At 67.2% G+C, this 22952-nt stretch carries 18 protein-coding genes and 3 tRNA genes; 8 read left to right on the top strand and 13 right to left on the bottom strand.

Translation table 11 applies throughout. From position 1 onward, the window contains the following. Positions 1 to 43 precede the first annotated feature (43 nt). Positions 44 to 745: an ABC transporter ATP-binding protein gene (locus U4Y91_RS13795; RefSeq protein ID WP_321805491.1), complete on the bottom strand. Its 702-nt coding sequence runs from the start codon at positions 743 to 745 to the stop codon at positions 44 to 46. Here U4Y91_RS13795 and U4Y91_RS13790 point away from each other — a divergent pair. Continuing rightward, positions 744 to 1415 (top strand): arylesterase, encoded by a 672-nt coding sequence (locus U4Y91_RS13790; protein WP_321805490.1) that lies wholly within the window; start codon positions 744 to 746, stop codon positions 1413 to 1415. The two genes, U4Y91_RS13795 and U4Y91_RS13790, sit on opposite strands and share 2 nt — an antisense overlap. 111 nt (positions 1416 to 1526) lie before the next feature. Here U4Y91_RS13790 and U4Y91_RS13785 read toward each other — a convergent pair whose 3' ends face one another. The 7 genes from U4Y91_RS13785 to tig form a co-directional block, all read right to left on the bottom strand. Further along, entirely contained in the window at positions 1527 to 3461 is a 1935-nt protein-coding gene (locus tag U4Y91_RS13785; RefSeq protein ID WP_321805489.1) for a SurA N-terminal domain-containing protein, read from the bottom strand. A 137-nt stretch (positions 3462 to 3598) separates the two neighbouring features. Continuing rightward, positions 3599 to 3675, bottom strand: a tRNA-Asp gene (locus U4Y91_RS13780). A gap of 23 nt (positions 3676 to 3698) precedes the next feature. Further along, a tRNA-Val gene (locus U4Y91_RS13775) sits at positions 3699 to 3774 on the bottom strand. 205 nt (positions 3775 to 3979) lie between these two features. Continuing rightward, positions 3980 to 6403: an endopeptidase La gene (gene lon, locus U4Y91_RS13770; RefSeq protein ID WP_044843675.1), complete on the bottom strand. Its 2424-nt coding sequence runs from the start codon at positions 6401 to 6403 to the stop codon at positions 3980 to 3982. Positions 6404 to 6600: 197 nt separating this feature from the next. Next, the gene (gene clpX, locus U4Y91_RS13765) at positions 6601 to 7872 is read right to left on the bottom strand and encodes an ATP-dependent Clp protease ATP-binding subunit ClpX (protein WP_006754177.1); all 1272 of its coding nucleotides are present in this window, start codon (positions 7870 to 7872) and stop codon (positions 6601 to 6603) included. Positions 7873 to 8036: 164 nt separating this feature from the next. Continuing rightward, the gene (gene clpP / locus U4Y91_RS13760) at positions 8037 to 8690 is read right to left on the bottom strand and encodes an ATP-dependent Clp endopeptidase proteolytic subunit ClpP (protein WP_006496351.1); all 654 of its coding nucleotides are present in this window, start codon (positions 8688 to 8690) and stop codon (positions 8037 to 8039) included. A gap of 140 nt (positions 8691 to 8830) precedes the next feature. Then, positions 8831 to 10177, bottom strand: coding sequence for a trigger factor (gene tig, locus U4Y91_RS13755; protein ID WP_321805488.1), 1347 nt, complete (start codon positions 10175 to 10177; stop codon positions 8831 to 8833). Between the two features lie 401 nt (positions 10178 to 10578). Between tig and U4Y91_RS13750 the strand changes: the two genes are divergently transcribed. Both U4Y91_RS13750 and U4Y91_RS13745 read left to right on the top strand, forming a co-directional pair. Beyond that, complete coding sequence (locus tag U4Y91_RS13750; RefSeq protein ID WP_321805487.1) at positions 10579 to 11724, top strand: glycerate kinase; 1146 nt, start codon at positions 10579 to 10581, stop codon at positions 11722 to 11724. A 62-nt stretch (positions 11725 to 11786) separates the two neighbouring features. After that, positions 11787 to 12236 carry a MarR family transcriptional regulator gene (locus U4Y91_RS13745; protein WP_321805486.1) on the top strand — a complete coding sequence of 150 codons (450 nt, stop codon included), beginning with the start codon at positions 11787 to 11789 and terminating at the stop codon, positions 12234 to 12236. 265 nt (positions 12237 to 12501) lie between these two features. On the opposite strand, the gene U4Y91_RS13740 is transcribed toward U4Y91_RS13745, so the two are convergent. Together U4Y91_RS13740 and U4Y91_RS13735 are read right to left on the bottom strand one after the other, a co-directional pair. Then, on the bottom strand, positions 12502 to 13500 hold the full coding sequence (locus tag U4Y91_RS13740) for a 2-dehydropantoate 2-reductase (RefSeq protein WP_321805485.1): 999 nt from the start codon (positions 13498 to 13500) through the stop codon (positions 12502 to 12504). Between the two features lie 101 nt (positions 13501 to 13601). Then, on the bottom strand, positions 13602 to 14747 hold the full coding sequence (locus U4Y91_RS13735; RefSeq protein WP_321805484.1) for a helix-turn-helix transcriptional regulator: 1146 nt from the start codon (positions 14745 to 14747) through the stop codon (positions 13602 to 13604). A 302-nt stretch (positions 14748 to 15049) separates the two neighbouring features. Between U4Y91_RS13735 and U4Y91_RS13730 the strand changes: the two genes are divergently transcribed. From U4Y91_RS13730 to U4Y91_RS13715, 4 genes are all read left to right on the top strand, one after another. Further along, a complete protein-coding gene (locus U4Y91_RS13730; RefSeq protein WP_321805483.1) occupies positions 15050 to 16096 on the top strand; it encodes a porin in 1047 nt (348 codons plus the stop codon). A gap of 22 nt (positions 16097 to 16118) precedes the next feature. Next, the gene (locus U4Y91_RS13725) at positions 16119 to 17339 is read left to right on the top strand and encodes an MFS transporter (RefSeq protein ID WP_321805482.1); all 1221 of its coding nucleotides are present in this window, start codon (positions 16119 to 16121) and stop codon (positions 17337 to 17339) included. A gap of 16 nt (positions 17340 to 17355) precedes the next feature. Then, the gene (locus U4Y91_RS13720; protein ID WP_321805481.1) at positions 17356 to 18465 is read left to right on the top strand and encodes a class II histone deacetylase; all 1110 of its coding nucleotides are present in this window, start codon (positions 17356 to 17358) and stop codon (positions 18463 to 18465) included. 97 nt (positions 18466 to 18562) lie between these two features. Then, on the top strand, positions 18563 to 18793 hold the full coding sequence (locus U4Y91_RS13715) for a hypothetical protein (protein WP_044843684.1): 231 nt from the start codon (positions 18563 to 18565) through the stop codon (positions 18791 to 18793). Positions 18794 to 18879: 86 nt separating this feature from the next. On the opposite strand, the gene U4Y91_RS13710 is transcribed toward U4Y91_RS13715, so the two are convergent. Continuing rightward, positions 18880 to 18966, bottom strand: a tRNA-Leu gene (locus tag U4Y91_RS13710). Positions 18967 to 19201: 235 nt separating this feature from the next. On the opposite strand from U4Y91_RS13710, the gene hpnD reads away from it, so the two are divergent. After that, positions 19202 to 20035 (top strand): presqualene diphosphate synthase HpnD, encoded by an 834-nt coding sequence (gene hpnD / locus U4Y91_RS13705; RefSeq protein ID WP_321805480.1) that lies wholly within the window; start codon positions 19202 to 19204, stop codon positions 20033 to 20035. Between the two features lie 24 nt (positions 20036 to 20059). On the opposite strand, the gene U4Y91_RS13700 is transcribed toward hpnD, so the two are convergent. Beyond that, positions 20060 to 21280 (bottom strand): DUF1501 domain-containing protein, encoded by a 1221-nt coding sequence (locus U4Y91_RS13700; protein ID WP_321805479.1) that lies wholly within the window; start codon positions 21278 to 21280, stop codon positions 20060 to 20062. A 76-nt stretch (positions 21281 to 21356) separates the two neighbouring features. Further along, on the bottom strand, positions 21357 to 22859 hold the full coding sequence (locus U4Y91_RS13695) for a DUF1800 domain-containing protein (RefSeq protein WP_321805478.1): 1503 nt from the start codon (positions 22857 to 22859) through the stop codon (positions 21357 to 21359). Positions 22860 to 22952: the final 93 nt, after the last annotated feature.

Here is a 22952-nt window from a genome sequence, read left to right as displayed (position 1 = left end):
CGGGCGATCCACCCTGTGCGGCCGGCAAGAATTCAGTCCCGCGCTATGCCGTGTGCGGTGCGACGATGCGTCCGGCGTCGATGGTGACCATCGTCGCGCAGCGCCGCGCGAGCTCGGGATCGTGCGTGACGAGCACGAGCGTCGCACCGTGCGTGCGGTTCAGCTCGAACATCAGGTCGATGACCGCGTGGCCGGTGGCCGCATCGAGGCTGCCGGTCGGTTCGTCGGCGAACAGGATCGCCGGATGCGTGACGAATGCGCGCGCGAGCGCGACGCGCTGCTGCTCGCCGCCCGACAGCAGTTTCGGATAATGCGCGATACGCTCGCCGAGACCGACCTGCACGAGCAGCGCGCGGGCACGATCGGCCGCGTCGCGCGCACTGATGCCGCCCTGCAGTTCGAGCGGCAGCATCACGTTCTCGAGCGCCGTCAGGTGCGGCATCAACTGGAACGACTGGAACACGAACCCGACCGCGCCGTTGCGCAGCGCGGCACGCTCGTCCTCGTCGAGCTGGTCGAGCGCGCGGCCGAGCAGGCGAACCGTACCGCTCGTCGCGCTGTCCAACCCCGCAAGCAGGCCGAGTAGCGTCGATTTGCCCGACCCCGATGCACCGACGATCGCGAGGCTGCTGCCGGGCCGCACGGCGAGCGTGATGCCGTCGAGGATCGTCAGCTCGCCCGTTGCATCGGCAACCCGCTTGCATACGTCATGGACTTCGATGATCGGATCGGTAATCTTGAACATGGACACGACATTCCGCTGGAAAAGGCGCGCGGCGCTCGCCGCGCTGCTGGGGACCCTGGCCGCAACAACCATGCCCGCACGCGCCGCGACGGCGGCCCCGACCTCGGGCCAGCCCGCGCTCGTCGTGCTCGGCGACAGCCTGTCGGCCGAATACGGGCTGCCGCGCGACACCGGCTGGGTTGCGCTGCTGCGGCAACGGCTTGCGACCGAGCGAATCGATTATAGCGTCGCGAATGCAAGCGTCAGCGGCGACACCACGAGTGGCGGCCGCGCACGGCTGCCTGCGGTGCTGCAACGGCTCAAGCCGTCGATCGTCGTCGTCGAGCTCGGCTCGAACGATGCGCTGCGCGGCGTGCCGCTGGCGACGACCGAGCAGAACCTGCGCGACATCATCGCCGATGCGCGACAGGCGCGCGCGAAGGTGGTGCTGGTCGGCATGTACGTGCCGCCCAACTACGGGCCCGACTACACGCAGAAGTTCCATGCGGTCTATACGCGCCTGTCGAAGGAACTCGGCGTACCGCTCGTGCCGTTCCTGCTGGCCGGCATCGAGAACAAGCCCGAGATGTTCCAGTCGGACCAGATGCATCCCGCACAGCAGGCGCAGGGCATCCTGCTCGACAACGTCTGGCCGGCGTTGAAACCGCTGCTCGGCAAGCCGCGCGGCTGACCTCGCGACTCGCCACCGCCGGAAAGCAAAAAGCCCCGCTTCGAGCGAGGCTTTTTGTGCTGCATGCGAAACCGTGAACGGCGCTTCGCTTGGTTGGCGCTGGGTCGTGGCTTAGTTGCCGCCGTCCTGCGACTGGCTCTGCGTGGTGCCGTACAGCTTCACCTTCGAGCGGTCGCGCAGCGCGGCGAGATAGGCTTCGCCTTCGCTCTGCGCTTCGACCTGCGCCATCTGCTGCTGCGCGGCCGCGAGCTGCTGCGGATCGACGGCCGTACCCGCGATCACCGTGTTCACGCGATAGATCGCATAGCCGGCCGCACCGAGATCGACACCGACATACGCCGGCAGCGTCTTCGCATCGACCTTGTAGACGGCACTCAGCGCGGCCGGCGTCAGGCCCTGCGACTGCGTGCGCGACACCTTCTGCGCGGCCGCGAAGCCATCGGCCGACTTCGACTTCTGCAGCTCGGCCAGCTTCGCCGCACCGTCCTTCTTCGCGAGTTCCGCAGCCTGCTCGGCGACCACCTTCTGACGCACCGCGTCCTTGATCGTGTCGAGCGCCGCCACGGCAGCCGGCTTGTAGTCGGTCACGCGCGCCGAGATCAGCGTGTTGTTGCCCACGTCGATCGCCTGCGTGTTGTTCTGGCTCTTCACCGAATCGTTCGCGAACACGGCAGCGAGGAACTTCGGATTGTTCAGCGGGCTCGTCGGCGGCAGTTGCGGATTCGGCGTCGGCGTGACGGTGGCCGTCTGGAGCGTCAGCTTGTACTTGTCGGCGGCCGGCTGCAGCGTCTTCGCCTTTTCATACACGGTCGACGTGAAGCCTTCCGCGTTGTCCGAGAACGCCTTCGCTGCGTACTGCTGCTTCAGGCCGACTGCGATCTGGTCCTTCACTTCCGCGAACGGCTTGACCACCGACGGCTTCACTTCCGTCGCCTTCAGGATGTGGAAGCCGAGATCCGACTGCACGACACCGCTCACGTCGCCCTGCTTCAGCGCGAAAGCAGCATCGTCGAACGCCTTGCCGCCCGCCGTCGAGCCGCGCGTGATGAAGCCGAGGTCGCCGCCCTTCGCGGCCGACGGCGCGTCCTGCGAGCTCTTCTGCGCGATCTGCGCGAACTGGTCCGGATGCGCCTTCACGTCGGCGAGCAGTTGCTCGGCCTTCGTCTTCGCTGCCGCCTTGTCGGCCGCACTTGCGTTGCTCGCCGCGGCGATGAAGATGTGGCTCACGCGAACCTGCGCTTCGGTACGGAAGTGCGTCGGGTTGTCGTCGTAGAACTTCTTGATGTCCGCGTCGGTCGGCTGCGCGCTGGCGGCCGCCGCGGCCGGCGAATAGACGAGGTACTGGATCGTCGCGGTCTCGGGCGTCGCGAAGCTCTGCTTGTGCGCGTCGTAGTACGCGGCAAGCTGTGCGTCGGTCGGCTGCACCTTCGCCGCGTAGTCGCTCGTCTTCAGCACCAGCGCCTGCACTTCGCGCTGCTGCGCGGCCAGCTCCGACAGGCGTTGCGCCGGACCCTTCGGCGTGAACGCGCTCGCGATGATGCTCGCCGGAATCTGCTGCAGCGCGAGGCTGTAGCGCACGCGCTCCTGATACTGCTCGGGCGTCATCCCCTGGAACGACAGCAGCTGCGCGTAGCGTTCGACGTCGATCGAACCGTCGGGCTTCTTCAGCGACGCGATCATCGGGTCGCTCATCAGCGCATCGCGCACGGCGTTGTCGGATGCGCTCAGGTGCAGGCGTTGCGTCTCGTCGGCCAGCACGCGTTGCTGGATCAGGCCGTCGAGTACTTGCTTGCGATGTTCGGGCGTGTCGAACGCCTTGATGTCGAACTGCCCGCCGAGCGCCTGGCGCGCCTGGTCGACCTGCTGACGGAACGCGCCGTCGAATTCGACCCGCGTGATCTTGTGCCCGTTGATCGCCGCGACATTCGCGCTGTCGTCGAAGAAGCCGCGGAAACCTTGGATCCCGACGAAACCCAGCCCCGGCAACACGATCAGGAGCAGGAGCGCCATCATCAGGCGCTGGTGATTACGGAAGAAATCGAGCATGCGTGACGGGAAAATTGGACAAAACGTCCGATATTACAACATACGGGGTGGCACGGGAGAAAAGCAGGTGCGCAACGAGCGGGCGCAACCGACGATGGAAATGAAAAAGCCCGCACGAGGCGGGCTTTCTCATTTTCTGGCGGAGCGGACGGGACTCGAACCCGCGACCCCCGGCGTGACAGGCCGGTATTCTAACCGACTGAACTACCGCTCCTTGGTCTGGCTGAATCGTGAAACTGGTGGGTGCTGAGGGGTTCGAACCCCCGACCTACGCCTTGTAAGGGCGCCGCTCTACCAGCTGAGCTAAGCACCCGTTTCCGATTCGTTCTGGCTGCGATCTGCGTTTCGGCATCAACAACCAGCGAGCCCGCAAGTTTAATTCATCCCCGATCATTTTGCCAAGCCCATGCGCAAAAAATTTTAACGCGCGGCGCTATACACGATCCCGACGCGCATAAAAAAACCCGCGGACACGCCGCGGGTTTCGTGAACCACCGTCAGCGACGGCGTTCAGGTTCTCAGTGCTTCACGACTTCCGTCGAGCCGGCATCCTTCGCCGCCTCGCCGACCGGTGCCGCGGCCTTCGCCTCTTCTTCCGGCGGCAGCGGGGTCGGCGTACGTTCGAGCGCGAGTTCGAGCACCTTGTCGATCCAGCGGACCGGCACGATCTCGATCGCGTTCTTCACGTTGTCCGGAATGTCCGCGAGATCCTTCACGTTCTCTTCCGGGATCAGCACGAGCTTGATGCCGCCGCGATGCGCAGCCAGCAGCTTTTCCTTCAGCCCGCCGATCGGCAGCACTTCGCCACGCAGCGTGATCTCGCCCGTCATCGCGACATCGGCACGCACGGGAATGCCCGTCAGCACCGACACCAGCGCGGTCGTCATCGCACCGCCGGCGGACGGACCGTCCTTCGGCGTCGCACCTTCCGGCACGTGGATGTGAATGTCCTGCTTCTCGAACGCTTCGTCCTTGATGCCCAGACGCCGCGAACGCGAACGCACGACCGAACGCGCAGCCTCGACCGACTCCTTCATCACGTCGCCGAGCGAACCCGTACGGATCACGTTGCCCTTGCCCGGCATCACCGCGGCTTCGATCGTCAGCAGGTCGCCGCCGACTTCCGTCCACGCGAGGCCCGTCACCTGACCGACCTGGTTTTCCTTCGCCGCGAGGCCGAAGTCGTACTTGCGCACGCCGAGGAACGTGTCGAGGTTTTCGCCGTCGACCTTGATCGCGCCCGATGCCTTCTTCAGCAGCAGCATCTTCACGACCTTGCGGCAGATCTTCGACACTTCCCGCTCGAGCGAACGCACACCGGCTTCGCGCGTGTAGTAGCGGATGATGTCGCGGATCGCCTGCTCGGTGACCTCGATCTCACCGTCCTTCAGACCGTTGTTCTTCTTCTGCTTCGGCAGCAGGTAACGCTGCGCGATGCTGACCTTCTCGTCTTCCGTGTAGCCCGACAGACGAATCACTTCCATCCGGTCGAGCAGCGGCGGCGGGATGTTCAGCGAGTTCGACGTCGCGACGAACATCACGTCCGACAGGTCGAAGTCGACCTCGATGTAGTGGTCGGCGAACGTGTGGTTCTGTTCCGGATCGAGCACTTCGAGCAGCGCCGACGACGGATCGCCGCGGAAATCCATGCCCATCTTGTCGACTTCGTCGAGCAGGAAGAGCGGATTGCGCACGCCGACCTTCGCCAGGCTTTGCAGGATCTTGCCCGGCATCGAGCCGATGTACGTGCGGCGGTGACCGCGGATCTCGGCTTCGTCACGCACGCCGCCGAGCGCCATCCGGACGAACTTGCGGTTCGTCGCGCGAGCGATCGACTGGCCGAGCGAGGTCTTGCCGACGCCCGGAGGCCCGACGAGGCACAGGATCGGCGCCTTGACCTTGTCCACGCGCTGTTGCACCGCGAGGTACTCGAGGATGCGTTCCTTCACCTTCTCGAGGCCGAAGTGATCCTCGTCGAGCACCTGCTCGGCGTTCGACAGATCGTTGTTGACCTTGCTCTTCTTGCGCCACGGCAGGCCGATCAGCGTGTCGATGTAGTTGCGCACGACGGTCGCTTCCGCCGACATCGGCGACATCAGCTTCAGCTTCTTGAGCTCGGCGTCGGCCTTCTTCTTCGCTTCCTTCGGCATGCGCGCGGCGTTGATGCGCTTCTCGAGTTCCTCGAGATCCGCACCCTCTTCGCCTTCGCCCAGTTCCTTCTGGATCGCCTTGACCTGTTCGTTCAGGTAGTACTCGCGTTGGCTCTTTTCCATCTGGCGCTTCACGCGCCCGCGGATGCGCTTTTCGACCTGCAGGATGTCGATCTCGGCTTCGAGCTGCGCGAGCAGGTGCTCGAGGCGCTCGATGACCGGGAACATCTCGAGGATGTGCTGCTTCTGGTCGAGCTTCAGCGGCAGACGCTCGGCGATCATGTCCGCGAGGCGACCGGCTTCATCGATGCCCGACAGCGACGTGAGAATCTCCGGCGGGATCTTCTTGTTCAGCTTCACGTACTGGTCGAACTGCGACACGATCGCGCGGCGCAGCGCTTCCGTTTCCGCGCTGTCGGCGTGATCGGGCTCGAGCGGCATCACTTCGCAGGAGAACTGCGTCTCCTGTTCTTCGATCGACAATGCCTTCGCGCGCTGCAGGCCCTCGACGAGCACCTTCACGGTGCCGTCCGGCAGCTTCAGCATCTGCAGGATGTTGGCGATACAACCGACCTCGTACATGTCCTTTTCGGTCGGTTCGTCCTTGGCCGCGGTTTTCTGGGCGACGAGCATGATGTGCTTGCCGCCTTCCATCGCTGCTTCGAGGGCCTTGATCGATTTCGGCCGGCCCACGAAGAGCGGAATCACCATGTGCGGGAAAACGACGACGTCCCGCAGCGGCAGCAGCGGGAGCGTGATGCGTTCCGGCGGGAGAAGTTGGGTGCCTGACATTTCATTTCCCCATGAGTGGAATCAATTGTTCGGTAATTGAGGCCGCCACAACGAATTGCAAGCCTTCAAGTGCGGGAAATATTCGGTAAGAAAGTAACCACCGCGTGTCGAGTCAGAGTTACCCACAAGATAAACGAAAAAAAGCCGCCCACGGTCTCATGAACGGCCTTTTTCGCAGAACATCGTCGGCAAGCCGGTCAGTTCGAACCCGCCACCTTCGGCGTGTCCTCATAGATCAGCAGGGGTTTGCCGTCGCCATCGATGACGTTCTCGTCGATGATGACCTTGCTGACCCCTTTCATCGCCGGCAGCTCGTACATCACGTCGAGCAGCGCCTGTTCGATGATCGAACGCAAACCGCGCGCGCCGGTCTTGCGGCGGATCGCCTTGCGGGCGACCGCCTGCAGCGCGCCCGGCCGGATTTCCAGCTCGACGCGCTCCATCGCGAACAGCTTGTGATACTGCTTGACGAGCGCGTTCTTCGGCTCGACGAGGATCTTCATCAGCGCGGCTTCATCGAGCTTGCCGAGCGTCGCGACCACCGGCAGACGGCCGATCAATTCGGGGATCAGACCGAATTTGATCAGGTCTTCCGGCTCCGTTTCGCGCAGCACTTCGCCCGCGTCGCGTTCCTGCTTGCTCTTGACCGTCGCGCCGAAGCCGATGCCCGTCTTTTCGGTGCGATCGGTGATCACCTTCTCGAGACCGTCGAACGCGCCGCCGCAGATGAACAGGATGTTGGTCGTGTCGACCTGGATGAAATCCTGGTTCGGATGCTTGCGGCCGCCCTGCGGCGGCACCGACGCCATCGTGCCCTCGACGAGCTTCAGCAGCGCCTGCTGGACGCCCTCGCCCGACACGTCGCGCGTGATCGACGGGTTGTCCGACTTGCGGCTGATCTTGTCGATTTCGTCGATGTAGACGATCCCGCGCTGGGCCTTGTCGACCTCGTAGTTGCAGTTCTGCAACAGCTTCTGGATGATGTTCTCGACGTCCTCGCCGACGTAGCCGGCTTCGGTCAGCGTCGTTGCATCGGCGATCACGAACGGCACGTTCAGCAACCGCGCGAGCGTCTGCGCGAGCAGCGTCTTGCCGGAGCCCGTCGGGCCGATCAGCAGGATGTTGCTCTTCGACAGCTCGACGTCGTCCTTCTTGTCGAGATGCTTCAGGCGCTTGTAGTGGTTGTACACGGCCACCGCGAGGATCTTCTTCGCACGCTCCTGGCCGATCACGTACTGATCGAGGATGTCGCGAATTTCCTGCGGGCTCGGCAGATCCGACCGGGACAGGCTGGCCTCGACGCCGGCGGCAGCCGCCTCGTCGCGAATGATCTCGTTGCAGAGGTCGATGCACTCATCGCAGATGAATACCGACGGGCCCGCGATGAGTTTCTTCACCTCATGCTGGCTCTTCCCGCAAAACGAGCAATACAACAGCTTCTCGCTGTTCGAACCTTTTTTGTCCGCCATGAATGTAGAGCCTCCGGACAGGTAGATGACATGATACGCCGAATGCTCCGAACGCCGCGCCTAGGGCGCGACCGGAGTCGGCTGGATGCGCTTGCCGCAGATGCTCAGGGCACTCGGGACGTTGCAGGGGCGCCGCGCAAATCGGGGCGGCACCCCACTTAAGCTCACGGGCGCTTCAACAGCACCTGATCGATCAGCCCGTATGCCTTCGCGTCCTCGCTCGACATGAAGTTATCACGGTCGGTGTCGCGCGCGATGCGCTCCACGTCCTGGCCCGTATGCTGCGCGAGCAGGTTGTTCAGCCGTTCCTTCAGGTAGAGGATCTCGCGTGCCTGGATCTCGATGTCGGACGCCTGGCCGCGTGCGCCGCCGAGCGGCTGGTGAATCATCACGCGCGAGTTCGGCAGCGCGAAGCGCTTGCCCTTCGCGCCCGACGCGAGCAGGAACGCGCCCATGCTGGCCGCGAGGCCCATGCAGAGGGTTGACACGTCCGGCTTGATGAACTGCATCGTGTCGTAGATCGCCATGCCGGCCGACACCGAGCCGCCCGGGCTGTTGATGTAGAGGCTGATGTCCTTGTCGGGATTCTCGCTCTCGAGGAACAGCAATTGCGCGACCACGAGGTTGGCGGTCTGGTCGTTCACTTCGCCGACCATGAACACCAGGCGTTCCTTCAGGAGACGCGAATAGATATCGTACGAACGCTCGCCGCGGCCGCTCGTTTCGACGACGATCGGCACCAGCCCCAGCGCTTGCGCCTCGAAACCCTGCGGCGCGTTCGAAGCAAGCATGTCCAGCAATTCAGCGCGAGTGATCATTCAATGAACCTTGTTCGAATGGAAAATTGAACGGAGGGAAGCCGCCCGCTCAATCGCCATATTAATGGCAACCGTGCGCTTGACGTAAAAACGGCGTGCGGGCCGTCGCTCCGACAGCCGGCACGCCGCTAGAGCAACACTTACGCTTGCGCCGATGCGCTCGCGAGTGCCTCGAAGCTCACTTCCTTGTCCGTCACCTTTGCCTTGCCCAGCACGAAGTCGACGACGTTGCTTTCAACGACGAACGCTTCCATCTCGGCGAGGCGCTGCTGGTTCGAATAATACCAGCGGACCACTTCCTTCGGGTCTTCGTAGCTCTTCGCGAACTCGTCGACTTCCGCGCGGATCTGTTCCGGCTTCGCTTCGAGGCCGTTCGACTTCACGAGCTCGGCCAGCACGAGGCCCAGCTTCACGCGACGCTCTGCCTGCTCGGCGAACATCTCGGCCGGGATCGGTGCGTCCTTCGCGTTCGGCACGCCGCGCTGCGCCAGATCCTGGCGAGCCATTTCGACGAGACGTTGCTGGTCCTGCTCGATCAGCGCCTTCGGCACGTCGAGTTCGGAAATCTTCAGCAGCGCGTCCATCACCTGGTTCTTGACGATCGACTGCGTGCGACGCTTCGCTTCGCGCTCGAGGTTTTCCTTGATCTCGCCGCGCATCTTCGTCAGGTCGCCGTCTTCGATGCCGAGCGACTTCGCGAATTCGCCGTCGATTTCCGGCAGGTGCGGCCACTCGATCTTCTTCATCGTGACCGTGAATTGCGCCGTCTTGCCCGCCACGTCCTTGCCGTGGTAGTCGTCCGGGAACTTCAGGTCGAACGTACGCTGTTCACCGGCCTTCAGGCCCAGTGCCGCCGTTTCGAATTCCGGCAGCATGCGGCCTTCGCCGAGCACGAACGGGAAGTCTTCGGCCGTGCCGCCCTGGAACGCGACGTCGTCGATCTTGCCGACGAAGTCGACCGTCACGCGGTCGCCGTTCGTCGCTGCGGTGTCCGCACCGCCGTCGCCGTGCTCGCCGGCTTCGCCGCGAGCGTGGAAGTGCACGCGCTGCTTGCGCAGGATGTCCAGCGTACGGTCGATTTCGGCGTCGCCGATCGACGTCGTCGAGCGCTCGACTTCAGCCGTCGCCAGATCGCCGATCTTCACTTCCGGGTAGACCTCGAACGTCGCGTCGAACGCGTACGCATCTTCAGCCTGTTCCTGCTTCGGCTCGAAGCTCGGCTGGCCAGCGACGCGCAGGTTTTCCGCGCGGCTGATCGTGAAGAATTCCTGGCCGATCTTGTCGCTCAGCACTTCCGCTTCGACCTGACCCGAGTATTGCTGGGCGACCATCTTCAGCGGCACCTTGCCCGGGCGGAAACCCGGCATGCGAACGTTCTTCGCGAGTTTCTGGATACGGGCGTCGATTTCCTTCTGCACGGTGTCTTTCGGCAGGGAAATCGTCACGCGGCGTTCAAGCTTGCCGAGGTTCTCAACAACGTTAGCCATGGCTTCAATCGTCCTAAAATTATTCGAGCGAATCGGGTTTTCCTTGCCGTGCCTGCCTGCGGCGTGAGGTGCGTCGCATACGAGGTGCGTCACCTGCACGCCGCGCCGGAGCGCCACGCCATCCCTGCACGCGCCGGATGGCTAGCGCAAGCGGCTCGGAGCACGGCTTTGGCCGGAAGAATCGACTATTCTAGCAAACAATTTTCCTCATACCGCCAGATCGGCACGACAACCGTGCGCACCCGCGGTGCCGCCCGCTCCCGCGCGCGGCCATGCGCGCGGATCGCCGCTATGCCGAACGCCGTATCCACCGCGGGCCCGCCATCCTGTAAGCTCCGATTGAAGGTGCGCCGCGGCCGCGGCCGCCATTCTTCACACCAATCACGCCTTCCGGAGACACCATGCCGCAACACCCGTCCGCGCCTGTCGTCGTCATCGCGCCCGATTCGTTCAAAGGCTCGCTTTCCGCCGAGCAGGTCGCGGACGCGATCGCCACCGGCATCCGCCGCGCCCGGCCCGACGCGGTCGTGCGCTGCTGCCCGATGGCCGACGGCGGCGAAGGCACGCTCGATGCGATGCTGGCAGGCGGCGGCACGCGGCGCGCGCTGCAGGTGGCCGGCGCGTCGCTCGCGGCACGCGACGCGGCGGTCGGCTTGATCGACGCGCGCACCGCGATCGTCGAGACGGCCGAGATCGTCGGCATTACCGATGCGGTCGGCATGAGCGTGCCGGTCGACGCACGCAGCACGCGCGGCATGGGCGAAGCGATCCGCACGCTGCTCGACGAGGGCGTGCGTCGCTTCTTCGTCGCGCTCGGCGGCAGCAGCACCAACGACGCGGGCGCAGGGTTGCTCGCGGGCCTCGGCCTGCAATGCTTCGACGCGGCCGGCCAGCCGGTCGAACCCGTCCCGGCACGACTCGCCGACATCGCGCGGATCGACGCGGCGGGGCTCGACCCGCGCCTGCAGGACGCGGAATTCATCGGCATGTCCGACGTCGACAACCCGCTGACGGGCGCGCATGGCGCGACCGCGGTGTTCGGTCCGCAAAAGGGCGTGACGCCCGGGCAAGTCGCGACCCTCGACGCCGCGCTCGGTCATTTCGCCGACCTGCTCGAGGCCGCGCTCGACCGGCGCTGCCGCGACCTGGCCGGTGCCGGCGCCGCGGGTGGCCTCGGCTTCGCGCTGCACATGCTGGGTGCGCAGTTCGAAGCCGGCGCGGAAGTCGTCGCGCGGCAGGTCGGGCTCGATGCGGCACTGGCCGGCGCCGACTGGCTGATCACCGGCGAAGGCCGCTCCGACGTGCAGACGCTGCACGGCAAGGCGCCGTTCATCGCGTGCCGCCATGCGCGGGTCGCGGGCGTGCCCGCGTCGCTGCTGTCGGGCGCGGTCGACCCGGCCGCGCTGCCGCGCCTGTCCGAACACTTTTCCGGCTGCTTCTCGCCGGCACCCGGCCCGATCACGCTCGACGTCGCGATCCGCGACGCGGCGAACCTGCTCGCGAACGAAGCGGAACAGTTGACACGGCTGAAGTACGGCGCACACTGACCGTTGACCCGAGCGCGCGATACAGGAACAATCGGGCCCGCCCTTTTTCTTCAGGATTCGACATGAAAGGCCGTCAAGCCGGGCTCGATCAGTTTCTGACCTATCGCCTCCATGCGCTCGCGAAGCGATCCGACCGCGGGATCGCCGACGTGTACCGGCACAAGCTGGACATCTCGCTGCCCGAGGCGCGCGTGATCGCCGCCGTCGGCGCCTTCGGTCCGTTTTCGATTATGGATCTCGCGCGCCACACCAATCTCGACAAGAGCCAGGCGAGCCGCGCGGCGGAAGCGCTGCTGCGCCAGGGGCTGCTCGAGCGCAGCGCGAGCGACGAGGATGGCCGGATCGTGCTGATCGCGCTGACCACCGACGGCCGCGCGCTGCATCGCAAGATCATGCCGATCGTGCGCAAGTGGAATGAAGGCTTGCTCGCGTGCCTGTCCGACAGCGAGCGCCAGACGTTCGAGCGGCTGCTCGACAAGGTGGTCGCGAACGCGATCGAACGCGACGACTGAACCGCTTGGCGGGCGTAGTCGGTGCCGCGCCTGTATCGCGAAGGTGCGGCATGGGCTGCAATCGCTGCGGCGGCGCCGCACATGTTTCAGGCGCGCTCCCCGCGCCTGCCGCTTTACTCGGATTTACCCAGATGAATCCCGCGGGCCGCCCGAGTCGCGCAAGCGCGGGCGGCGGCCCGGCGTCCCTGCCGGGCGACCGGACGGCCGCTCGCCGTTTCTTCATTCTGCTCCGCGTGCCGGCCTTCGCCGCCGCGCTCTCCCTCCGCTACAGCCCGCTGTTCGCCGCACGCTGACGCAGCAACCCCAGCACCGCGTCGCAATACGGCGTCGGCACGCCGAGCTGGCGCCCCAGTTCCGGAAACACGCCGAGGATCGGCCCGATTTCCAGCGCTCGCCCGGCCTCGAAATCCTGCAGCATCGATGTCTTGAACGCGCCGAGCTTGCGCGTCACGGCAATCCGCTCCGGCCCGCTCATCCCCGTATCGAGACCGAGCTTCGCGCCGATCGCGGCCGCCTCCTCCATCATCCGCAACGCGAGATCCCGCGTGAACGGATCGTCGAGCAGTTGCTCGGCGGTCGAACCCGTCAGCGCGCTCAACGGATTCATGTTCATGTTGCCCCACAGCTTCGCCCAGATCTCGGTGCGGATCGCCGGCGTCGACTCGACGTCGAAGCCGCCCGCGGCGAGCGCCGCCGCGAACCGCGCGCTCGGCGCGGCGAGCCGATGATCGGGCGAGCCGACGATCAGGCGGTTGCCGCGGCCGCGGCGCACGACACCCGGTGCATCGGTGCTCGACGACAGGTGCACGACGCAGCCGATCGCCTGTGCAGGCGGCAGCGCCGCCGAGACCGCACCGGCCGGGTCGACCGCGTCGAGCGGCACGCCGTCGAGCGGGCCCGCGAGCCCGTGCGTGAACCACCACGGCAGCCCGTTCATCGCGGCGACGATCACCGTGCCGGGTCCGACCAGCGGCGCAATGCGCGCGGCCAGCGCCGGCAACGCCTGCGCCTTCAGCGCGATCACCACGTAGTCCTGCACGCCGAGCGCGGCCGCATCGTCGCTCGCGCGCACCGGGACCGACGACATGGCGCCCGCCTCGTCGATCACGCGCACGCCGTGCGTGTCCAGTGCATCGAGCGTCGCACCGCGCGCGAATGCGCTCACCGTCATGCCGGCCCGCGACAGCGCGGCCGCGAGCAACCCGCCGATCGCGCCGACACCGACCACCGCCGCGCGCACCGACCCTGAATTCGTGTCGTTCATGATGGAAATCCGTTTACCGGGAGCTGACGAGCATAGCGCTCAATGGTTGCGGATACAACCATTTGCACCAGCACCCGCATGCCTATGCCGGCACGAGCGATTCAGCGCGCCGCGCCACCCGTCTCCACCGGTTCGTCGTCGGTCGGGCCGCCCGTCGCGCCGAGCACGCCGGCGATCTGGCTCTTGTCGTGCATGCCGAGCTTGCGGTATGCGCAGCGCAGGTAGTGACGCACGGTCGTCGGCGAAATCGCCATCTGCTGCGCGACCTCCTTGTGCGAACGACCGGCACCGTAATAACGGATCGCCGCCAGCTCGCGCGGGCTCAGCCGGTCGAGCAGCGAGCGCGGCCGCGCCTCGATCTGGAACAGTCCCGCGACGGGCACGCACTGGATGCGCAACGCATCGCCGATGAACGGCTGGCCCGACTGGCGCCGCACATGCGCGACCAGCGGCTCCGGCACGCGCGGGCCCGTCCACGCCGGCCATTCGGTGCGCAGCACGTCGTCGAAGCCGTGATCGGCGTGATGCAGCACGCCAAAGTTGTCGCACAGCGCGCGCGCCGCCGGCGCCACCGCGTCGCCGCGCTCGCGCGTGAGCTGCGCCGCGCGATTGATCGTCAGCGCGGCCGCCAGATGCGGGATCACTTCCTCGAAGCGGCTCGCGTCGTCGTCGCTGAACGGACGGTTCAGGCCCTGGCGGTAGATCGACATGAACGTCGTCAGCCCGAAGCGGCGATCGAGCGTACACACGCACATCAGTTGCGCCAGCCCGTACTTCACGCACCAGTCGCGAAACCGCGCGTCGAACCCGGGCTCGACGACCGACAATCGCACCGCGCGACCGTGCGCGCCGAGCAGCGTGCGCTGCGCGAGCGGATCGCAGTCGCGCACGCGTTTCCAGTCGCTGAAGAACGCATGCGGGAGACGGTACAGGAAACTGTTGTGCATCACGGGACCGGTCGGCACGTGCGTCGCGACGCCGGTCCACGCGGCGTCGAACGGGATGAGCCCCTGCAGCAGCGAAAAGAAGCGGCACTCGAATTCGCCGATGCCCGACTGCGCGGCGAGCGCGTACAGATCGAGCAGCATCAGGCCGAGTTCGCGCCGCGCTGCGTCGCCGCGCGTCACGCCGTCGAAATCGGCGCGGCGGGGCGGCAGCGGCGGCCAGGCGGATTCGTCGAGCACGATCGCGGCCGGCACGTCGCGCAACGCGTCGAGATCCTGCCCGATATCCGTCGTGATCCTCACCTTCCGCTCCCCTGCCCGATCGGGCCGCTGATGCGCGCAACGCAGACCGACCGATTATAGCGACCGGCATTTTTGGCGGGCGCCGCCGCCGGAGCACGCGGCAGCCCCATCCATTTGAACGGGACGCCGCCCGTTGCTGCTGCGCAGCACGCCGCGCCGCGGCGGCGCGGCGTGTCCATGCCGTGCACCGCGGGTTTTCCATACCGTTCATCTGCACGACTGTTCGCCGGTTTTCCCGCTGCGGACACTGCGTCGCGACAACACCAACGACAAACGATGCAGGACGGTATGGAGAACCCCACGTGATGACACCGCGTTTCATCCGCACGGCGACGGCCGCCGCTGCGCTCGCCGCGTGCAGCCTCGCCGCGCACGCGCAATCGACCCTCACGCTGTACGGCGCGCTCGACGCCGGCGTGCAGTACCTGACGCATGCCGACGGACGGCACGCGGCCGTGCAGTTGCAGAACTACGGCATCCTGCCGTCGCAGGTCGGGCTCAAGGGCACCGAGGATCTCGGCGGCGGCTGGCGCGCGCTGTTCAAGCTCGAACAGGGCCTCAACCTCAACGACGGCACCGCGACCGTCCCCGGCTACGCGTTCTTCCGCGGCGCGTACGTCGGCATCGCGGGGCCCGTCGGCACCGTCACGCTCGGCCGGCAGTTCAGCGTGCTGTTCGACAAGACGCTGTTCTACGACCCGCTGTGGTACGCGTCGTACAGCGGCCAGGGCGTGCTCGTGCCGATGAACGCGAACTTCATCGACCACTCGATCAAGTACCAGTCGCCGGCGTTCGCCGGCTTCGATGTCGAGGCCCTCGCCGCGACGGCCGGCGTCGCGGGCAATACGCGCGCCGGGCGCGTGCTCGAACTCGGCGGCCAGTACACAAGCAACGGGCTGTCGGTCAGCGCGGTGCTGCATCAGGCGCACGGCGACGCGTCGGCGGCTGACGACGCGTCCGCGCGCCGCCGCGAGCTCGGCACGCTCGCCGCGCGTTATGCGTTCGCGACGCTGCCGCTCACCGTCTACGCGGGCGTCGAACGCCTGACCGGCGACCTCGACGCGGCGCGCACGATCGTCTGGGGCGGCGCGCGCTATCTGACGTCGGGCGGAATCGGGCTGAACGCGGGCGTCTACCACACCGATTCGCACACGCCGGCGATCGGCCACCCGACGCTGTTCATCGCGAGCACCACCTACGCGCTGTCGAAACGCACCGTCGCCTACCTGAACCTCGGTTATGCGCGCAACAGCGGCCAGAGTTCGCAGACCGTCTACGAATACAACCCGACGCCGCTCGCCGGCGCATCGCAGTTCGGCGCGATGGTCGGCATGTACCACCTGTTCTGATTCCGTCCAGCGAGATCCCGCCATGAAAACCCTTTGCTCCACAGATGCCGCACTGCCGTCCGACGGCCGCGCGTCGCCGTTCGCGCGCTCGACGCTCGTCGCCCTCGTCGTGTTCGCGGCCATCACGCCGCTGCTGCTGCTCGTCGCGCCGGCCGTCGCCGGTCAGTTGGCGACGCAGCTCGGGCTGTCCGCGTCGCAGATCGGCACCTACTTCTTCGTCGAACTCGGTGCGTTCAGCCTCGCGACCGTGCCGTCGTACCTGTGGCTCGGCCGCGTCGATGCGCGCCGCGTTGCCGCCTGCGCGATCGCGCTGTTCGGCGCGGGCAATCTCCTGACCGCGCTGTGGATGCCCGGCTTCGTCACGCTGCTCGCGTTGCGCGCCGTCACCGCGCTCGGCGGCGGCTCGCTGATGGTGCTCTGCATGACCAGTGCGGCCACGAGCGAGAACAGCGATCGCGTGTACGGCCTCTGGGTCGTCGGCCAGTTGATCGCCGGCGCGATCGGCCTGTTCGTGCTGCCGCACGTGTTCGCCGCGTTCGGGCTGCGCGCGCTGTACGTCGCGCTGGCTGCGCTCGCGCTGCTTGCCGCGCCGCTGTCGCGCGGCTTTCCGGCGACGCTCGGTGCGCGGAGCGCGTCGGCGCAGGCCACGCGCGGCGTCGCGACGAATACGCCGCAGCGCTTCGTCGCGCTCGCGATCGGCGCGGTGCTGACGTTCTATCTCGCGATCGGCAGCGTGTGGACCTTCGCGAGCCGCGCGGCGGCGGAAGCCGGACTCGATCCGCAATCGACCGCCAACGTGCTCGCGATCGCGAGCGTGATGGGGATTGCCGGCGCGGCGCTCGCATCCTGCGCGGGCGGCCGGCTTGCGCGGCGCACGATGCTGGCCGCCGGTTACGCGTTGCTCGCGGCGTCGCTCATTGCACTCGCCGCGCTGCCGCATGCGCGTGGCTACAGCGCCGCGATCTTCGCGTTCAAGTTCGCGTGGACGTTCGTACTGCCGTTCATGCTCGCGACCGTCGCGCAGATCGATACGTCCGGGCGCCTCGTCGCAACGCTCAATTTCGTGATCGGTGCGGGCCTCGCGGCCGGCCCGCTGCTCGCCGGGCTGTTGCTCGATGCCGGCGGCACGATGCACGCGCTGTTCGCGGCCGCCACTGCCGTCGCGATCGCGTCGTTCGCCGCGCTGCGCCATATCGATCGCCGCGCGCGGATTGCCGCGGCTGCCATTTCCTCCCAACCGTGACAGGTCACACACATCCATGAATCGCACTGCCTTCTTCACCGACGAACGCACGTTCTGGCACACCGGCGGCACGCACGCGCTGTTCTTCCCCGTCGGCGGCTGGGTCCAGCCGCCGTCGAGCGCCGGCTACGCGGAATCGCCCGATTCGAAGCGGCGCTTCCTGTCGCTCGTGCAGGCGTCGGGCCTCGCCGCTCACCTCGACATGCGCGGTGCCGCGCCGGCCACCACCGGCGATCTGCTGCGGATTCATCCGGCGAGCTATCTCGACGCGTTCCGCGCGCTCAGCGATACGAACGGCGGCGACCTCGGCGATCTCGCGCCGTTCGGCAAAGGGAGCTACGAGATCGCCGCGCTGTCCGCCGGCCTCGCGATCGCGGCGGTCGACACGGTCGTCGCCGGGCATGCGGCGAACGCGTTCTCGCTGTCGCGCCCGCCCGGCCATCACTGCCTGCGCGATCGCCCGATGGGCTTCTGCCTGCTCGCGAACATCCCGATCGCGATCGAGGCCGCGCGCGCGAAGCATGCGATCGAGCGCGTCGCGGTGATCGACTGGGACGTGCATCACGGCAACGGCACGCAGTCGATCTACTACGACGATCCGGACACGCTGACGATCTCGCTGCACCAGGACCGCTGCTTTCCGCCCGGCTACAGCGGCGGCGACGAGCGCGGCGAAGGCGCGGGCGTCGGCGCGAACCTGAACGTGCCGTTGCTCGCGGGCAGCGGCGACGACGCGTATCGCCATGCGTTCGAGCGGATCGTGCTGCCGGCGCTGGAACGGTTCCGGCCGGAGCTGATCGTCGTCGCAAGCGGCCTCGATGCAAGCGCGGTCGACCCGCTCGCGCGCATGCAGTTGCATACCGACAGTTACCGGTACATGACGCGCGCGGTGAAGGAGGCGGCACGGCGCCACTGCGGCGGACGGCTCGTGATCGTGCACGAAGGCGGCTATTCGGAGGCCTACGTGCCGTTCTGCGGACTCGCGATCGTCGAGGAACTGGCCGGCATCCGCACCGAGGTCGCCGACCCGATGCTCGACCTCGCGATCGCGCAGCAGCCGGGCGAGCGGTTCGTCACGTTCCAGCGCGAGCTGCTCGACGAACTGGCCGTGTCGTTCGGGTTGTAACGCGCGCTCACCAACGAGATGGGGCCGGCCCTTGCGCGATCGGTGCAGATGGGGTTTGCTGTGCTTTTACACCTGCCGGGCCCGGGCCCCTCTTCAGATGAAATCGTCTCCGCGCGAACCCGACACCAACGACAAAGCGCGCCGCCAGCCGTCGAAGCTCGCCCTGAATATCGCCGCGGTGCTGGTCGGCCTCGTCACGTTCGCGATCGGCGTGGCGTGGTTGATCTATAGCTGGATCGTCGATCGCGAAGCGCAGTATTTCGCGATTCCGCTGGTGTTTTCGGTGCCGGTGATCGTGGCGGTCGCGGTGCGGAGTTTCTGGGACTAGGCGCGCGCCCAACGACAAAGCGCCGCGGTCGGTCGACGCGCGGCGCTTTTTTGGAACGGCCCTTGGGCGGGGCACGTTCGACTTCGTGGTGCGTGAGGCCGGACTCGAACCGGCACACCCTTGCGGGCGTCAGGACCTAAACCTGGTGCGTCTACCAATTTCGCCACTCACGCGCATCCCTGTCGCCTGACCGCGCGGCACGCAAGAAGCGTGCTCCACGCGCCCGGGCGTCATGCCGGCCCGAAAACCGGCACGCCCGATCAGGCGAGCGCGAGATTCTACCCGATCTGCGCAGCATTGTCTCGCCCCGCCGGCGCCCGCCTGACAGCGGTGCTAGAATGCCGCGCTCGACGTGCCGGCCACGCGCCGGCGCGCGTCCCCGAACCCGCCTCCGCCACGATCCCACCCGTGAACTTCGACGACTACTGTCAGCAAAAGGCCGCCCCCACGGGCTCCAGCGTCTACTACGCGCTGCGCCAGGCGCCGCTCGCCGCCGAACCGCGCCTGACGGCGCTGTTCGCGCTGCGCCGCGAACTCGAGGAAACCGTCAAGGAAACCAGCGATCCGACCGTCGGACACACGAAACTCGCGTGGTGGCACAAGGAACTCGCGGCGCTCGCCGCCGGCGAACCGTCGCACCCGGTCACGAAGGCGCTCGCGCAGCACCACCCGGCGATCGGGGCAGAAACCGACGCGCTGCGCACGCTCGTCAACGGTTACGGGATGGATCTGGAACAGGCGCGTTACCTGGATTTCGCGAATCTGCAGCGCTACATCGCGCAGGTCGGCGGCACCTTCGCGTCGCTGGTCGCGCGCGCAAGCGCCGCGAATCCGGCCGAACCGCAACCGTGGGCCGCGCAGGCCGGCCACGCGCTGATGCTCGCGCAATTCGTGCAGGAACTTGGCAACGATGCACGCTACGGCCGCATCTATCTGCCGATCGACGAACTGCAACGCTACAACGTGACCGCGGCCGACCTGCTGAATCGCCGCTACAGCCCGGCCTTCAGCGAGCTGCTGCAGTTTCAGACGGCCCGCGCGCGCGAAGCGCTCGCCGCCGCCGACGCAGCGATCCCCGCGTCCGCACGCCGCGCGCAACGCACGCTGCGTGCGCAGATCGCACTGGCCGGCGCGCTGCTCGACGAAATCGAGCGCGACGGCTACCAGGTGCTGCACCAGCGTATCGCGCTGACGCCGATCCGCAAGCTGTGGATCGCGTGGCGCGCCGCACGCCGCCGCTGATCCGCCCCGTCACGCACGACCACCTCACACCTTCAGCAGCGGCAGCGTCTCGAAGCGCTGCTGCAGCACGTGCGTCGCGTCGAGCCCCCACCACGGCCCGAGCACGGTCGCATAGAGCTGGCGGAAATCGACCGCGACCGGCAGGTTGCCGTTGCCGTCGAGATGCCCGAGTGCCGGCGCCGCGCCGTACAGCCCGCCGGCCACGCGGCCGCCCATCACGAAATGCGGCGCGGCGGTACCGTGATCGGTGCCGTTGCTCTGGTTCTCGCGCACGCGCCGCCCGAATTCCGCATACGTCATCACGAGCGTCTGGTTCCAGCGCCCGAGCTCGACCAGCGCGCCGCGCATCGCACTCATCCCTTCCGCGAACTGCCTGAGCAACGCCGCCTGCTGCCCGGGCTGGTTCTGGTGCGTATCGAAACCGTTGAGCGTGAGCCGCAGCACCGCGACGCCGTCCTGCGCGCCGGGCCCCGACGCCTCGCATGCCGCGAGCACCTGCATCGCGGTCTTCACCGCGGTCCCGAACGTACCGGCCGGAAAGGCCGTCCTGAACTCGCGCATCCCGCCGCGCGGGCGCAGCCTGTCGGCCGCCTTCACGATGTCGTTCTCGACGTCGATGATGTGCGCGAGCGCCGGGTTCCGTTCGCGCAGCGACGACGGTTCGGCCAACCGCGCCGCGCGGATGAACTGCGCGGGATTGACGAGCGCGATCGCGCGCGCGCCGTTCGCGAGCGGTCCCATCTCCGCACTGCCGAGCACGACGCCGTCCGCCGCGAAGCCGGGCGGCACCGGCGCCTGCGCGAACGTGCGCGTGAGCCAGCCTTCGTGCAGGTACTGGTCCGAGCGCGACGCGGTGTCCCAGATCTCGATCGAGCGGAAATGCGACAGGTTCGGCTGCGGATAACCGACGCCCTGCACGATCGCGACCTGTCCGTCGCGCCACAGCGGCATCAACGGCGCGAGCGACGGGTGCAGCCCCGTCTGCGCATCGAGCTGCAGCACCTGGTCGCGCTTAATGCCGATGCTGCGGCGGAACGGGTAGTAGAGCGGATCCGCATACGGCACCACCGTGTTGAGGCCGTCGTTGCCGCCCTTCAGCTCGACGAGGATCAGCACGTTCGCATAACCGGCCGCCGGCTGGCGGCCGGCCGCGACCATCGATGCCGCCTGCGCGGGCGGCTGCCACAACGACACGCCCGCCGCAGCCGCGGCGCCCGTCAGCGTCAGAAAATCACGTCGGTTCATCGTGCATCCTTCGGCTCGCCGTGCGGTATGGCCACCGCGGCAGCGTGCCTGTTCGTCGTCGTTTCAGTCGTTTCAGTCATTTCAGTTGATAGGCCGGATCCATCAGCAGCGCCTCGAGATACGCGCTGCCGGTCGAGTCCGTATCGATCGCCGCGACCGGCGACACCGGCAGCACCGCGTGCTGCAGCTGGAGCTCGGTCGACAATCCCGCAATCGCCTGCGGCCGCGCACGATACTGCGCGAGCCAGCGTTCGAGGTCGAATCGCAGGCCGCCGCGCGCGGATTTGACCGGCGCGCCGCGCATGCCGGCAACCGACGCGGCGTCCGCAACCGGTATCGCGTGCGCCCGCGCATTCGGCAACGGCGGCGCCATCGCGTGCGCGGGCGAGCGCATGCCGGCCGTCTCGGTCGCGCGGAACAACTGCTCGACGAACTGCTTGCGCGCCAGCAGCGTGGTGCTGTTGATCCACATCGCGCCGCCCGGCCAGCCCTTCACGTTCGGCGGATAGAACAGGTTCTGCCCGAGCGTGCGCACGGTGTTCGCGAGCATCTGCGGATCGCCGTTCGCGACGTCGAACAGCCGCACCGACCCGACGACGAACTCGGCCGGCGACTTCACGAGCACGCCGCGATTGCGCGGATCCCAGAATGCGTCGGTCGACCAGAGCGCGGCGAGCGCCGCGCGTATGTCGTAGCCGCTGGTGCGAAACCGCTCGGCCACGACATCGAGCGCGCCGGCGTCGGGCGTATCGGACACGAACTCGCGCCACAGCTTGCCGGCGATGAAGCTTGCCGTGTCGGGCCGCTTCAACAGGATGTCGAGAAACCCGTCGCCGTCGAACGCGCCGACCTCGCCGAGGATCGTCTTGTCGCCCGCGTCGTGCCATTCGGGCCGCACCACGAAGCGCAGCGTATCGGGATCGACGCTCCAGCCGGTCATCGCGCGCGCGGCCTCGGTCACGTCGCGCTGCGAGTAATGCCCTTCGCCGAGCGTGAACAGCTCCATCACCTCGCGCGCGAAATTCTCGTTCGGGCGGCCCTTGCGGTTGCTCGCGCCGTCGAGATACTGGAGCATCGCCGGATCCTTCGCGACCGCATGCAGCAGCGTGCCGAAGTTGCCGAGCGCCTCGCGCCGAAACAGCGCATTCTGCGCGGCCATCGTCTGCGGATACGGGACCTTGTCCTGCCCGGACGTGAAGTGCCCGTGCCAGAACAGCGTCATGCGCTCGGTAGGCGGCGACGGCGTCACGACCATCTCGTTGACCCACGCCGCGCGCAACGCATCGTAGCGGCGATTGCGCTCGCGCTGCTCGTCGCGCCGCATGTCGGGCGTCATGGCCTGGCGTTGCGCGCGGGTCGGCGGCAGCTCGGCGAGCCAGTCGGGCCAGGTCGTCACGGGCTCGCGGCGCACGTTGCCGAGCGTATCGGCCACCACTTGCGCGCGCGTCATCCCGACAATGCGGGCAACCTCGGCCGGTGCGGGAGAAAAGCCGGAACGGCTCAGGAAGAACAGCGCATCGTCGGCGTCGAGCGGCGCCTGCATCGCGGGCGAGGCCGGGGCGGCAGCGTTCGCTTTCATCGTCGTGGACTCCCGGAGCGCACCGGCGGTGCGGATGCCGGTTCAACGGCGGCACGCATCCGAAAGTTGACCGAAAAATTGCTACGGAATCTT

This window comes from Burkholderia sp. BCC1993 (genome assembly GCF_905339865.1).
In the GTDB taxonomy this organism is placed as follows: Bacteria; Pseudomonadota; Gammaproteobacteria; order Burkholderiales; family Burkholderiaceae; genus Burkholderia.
This window is presented reverse-complemented; position numbering and strand designations above follow the sequence as displayed.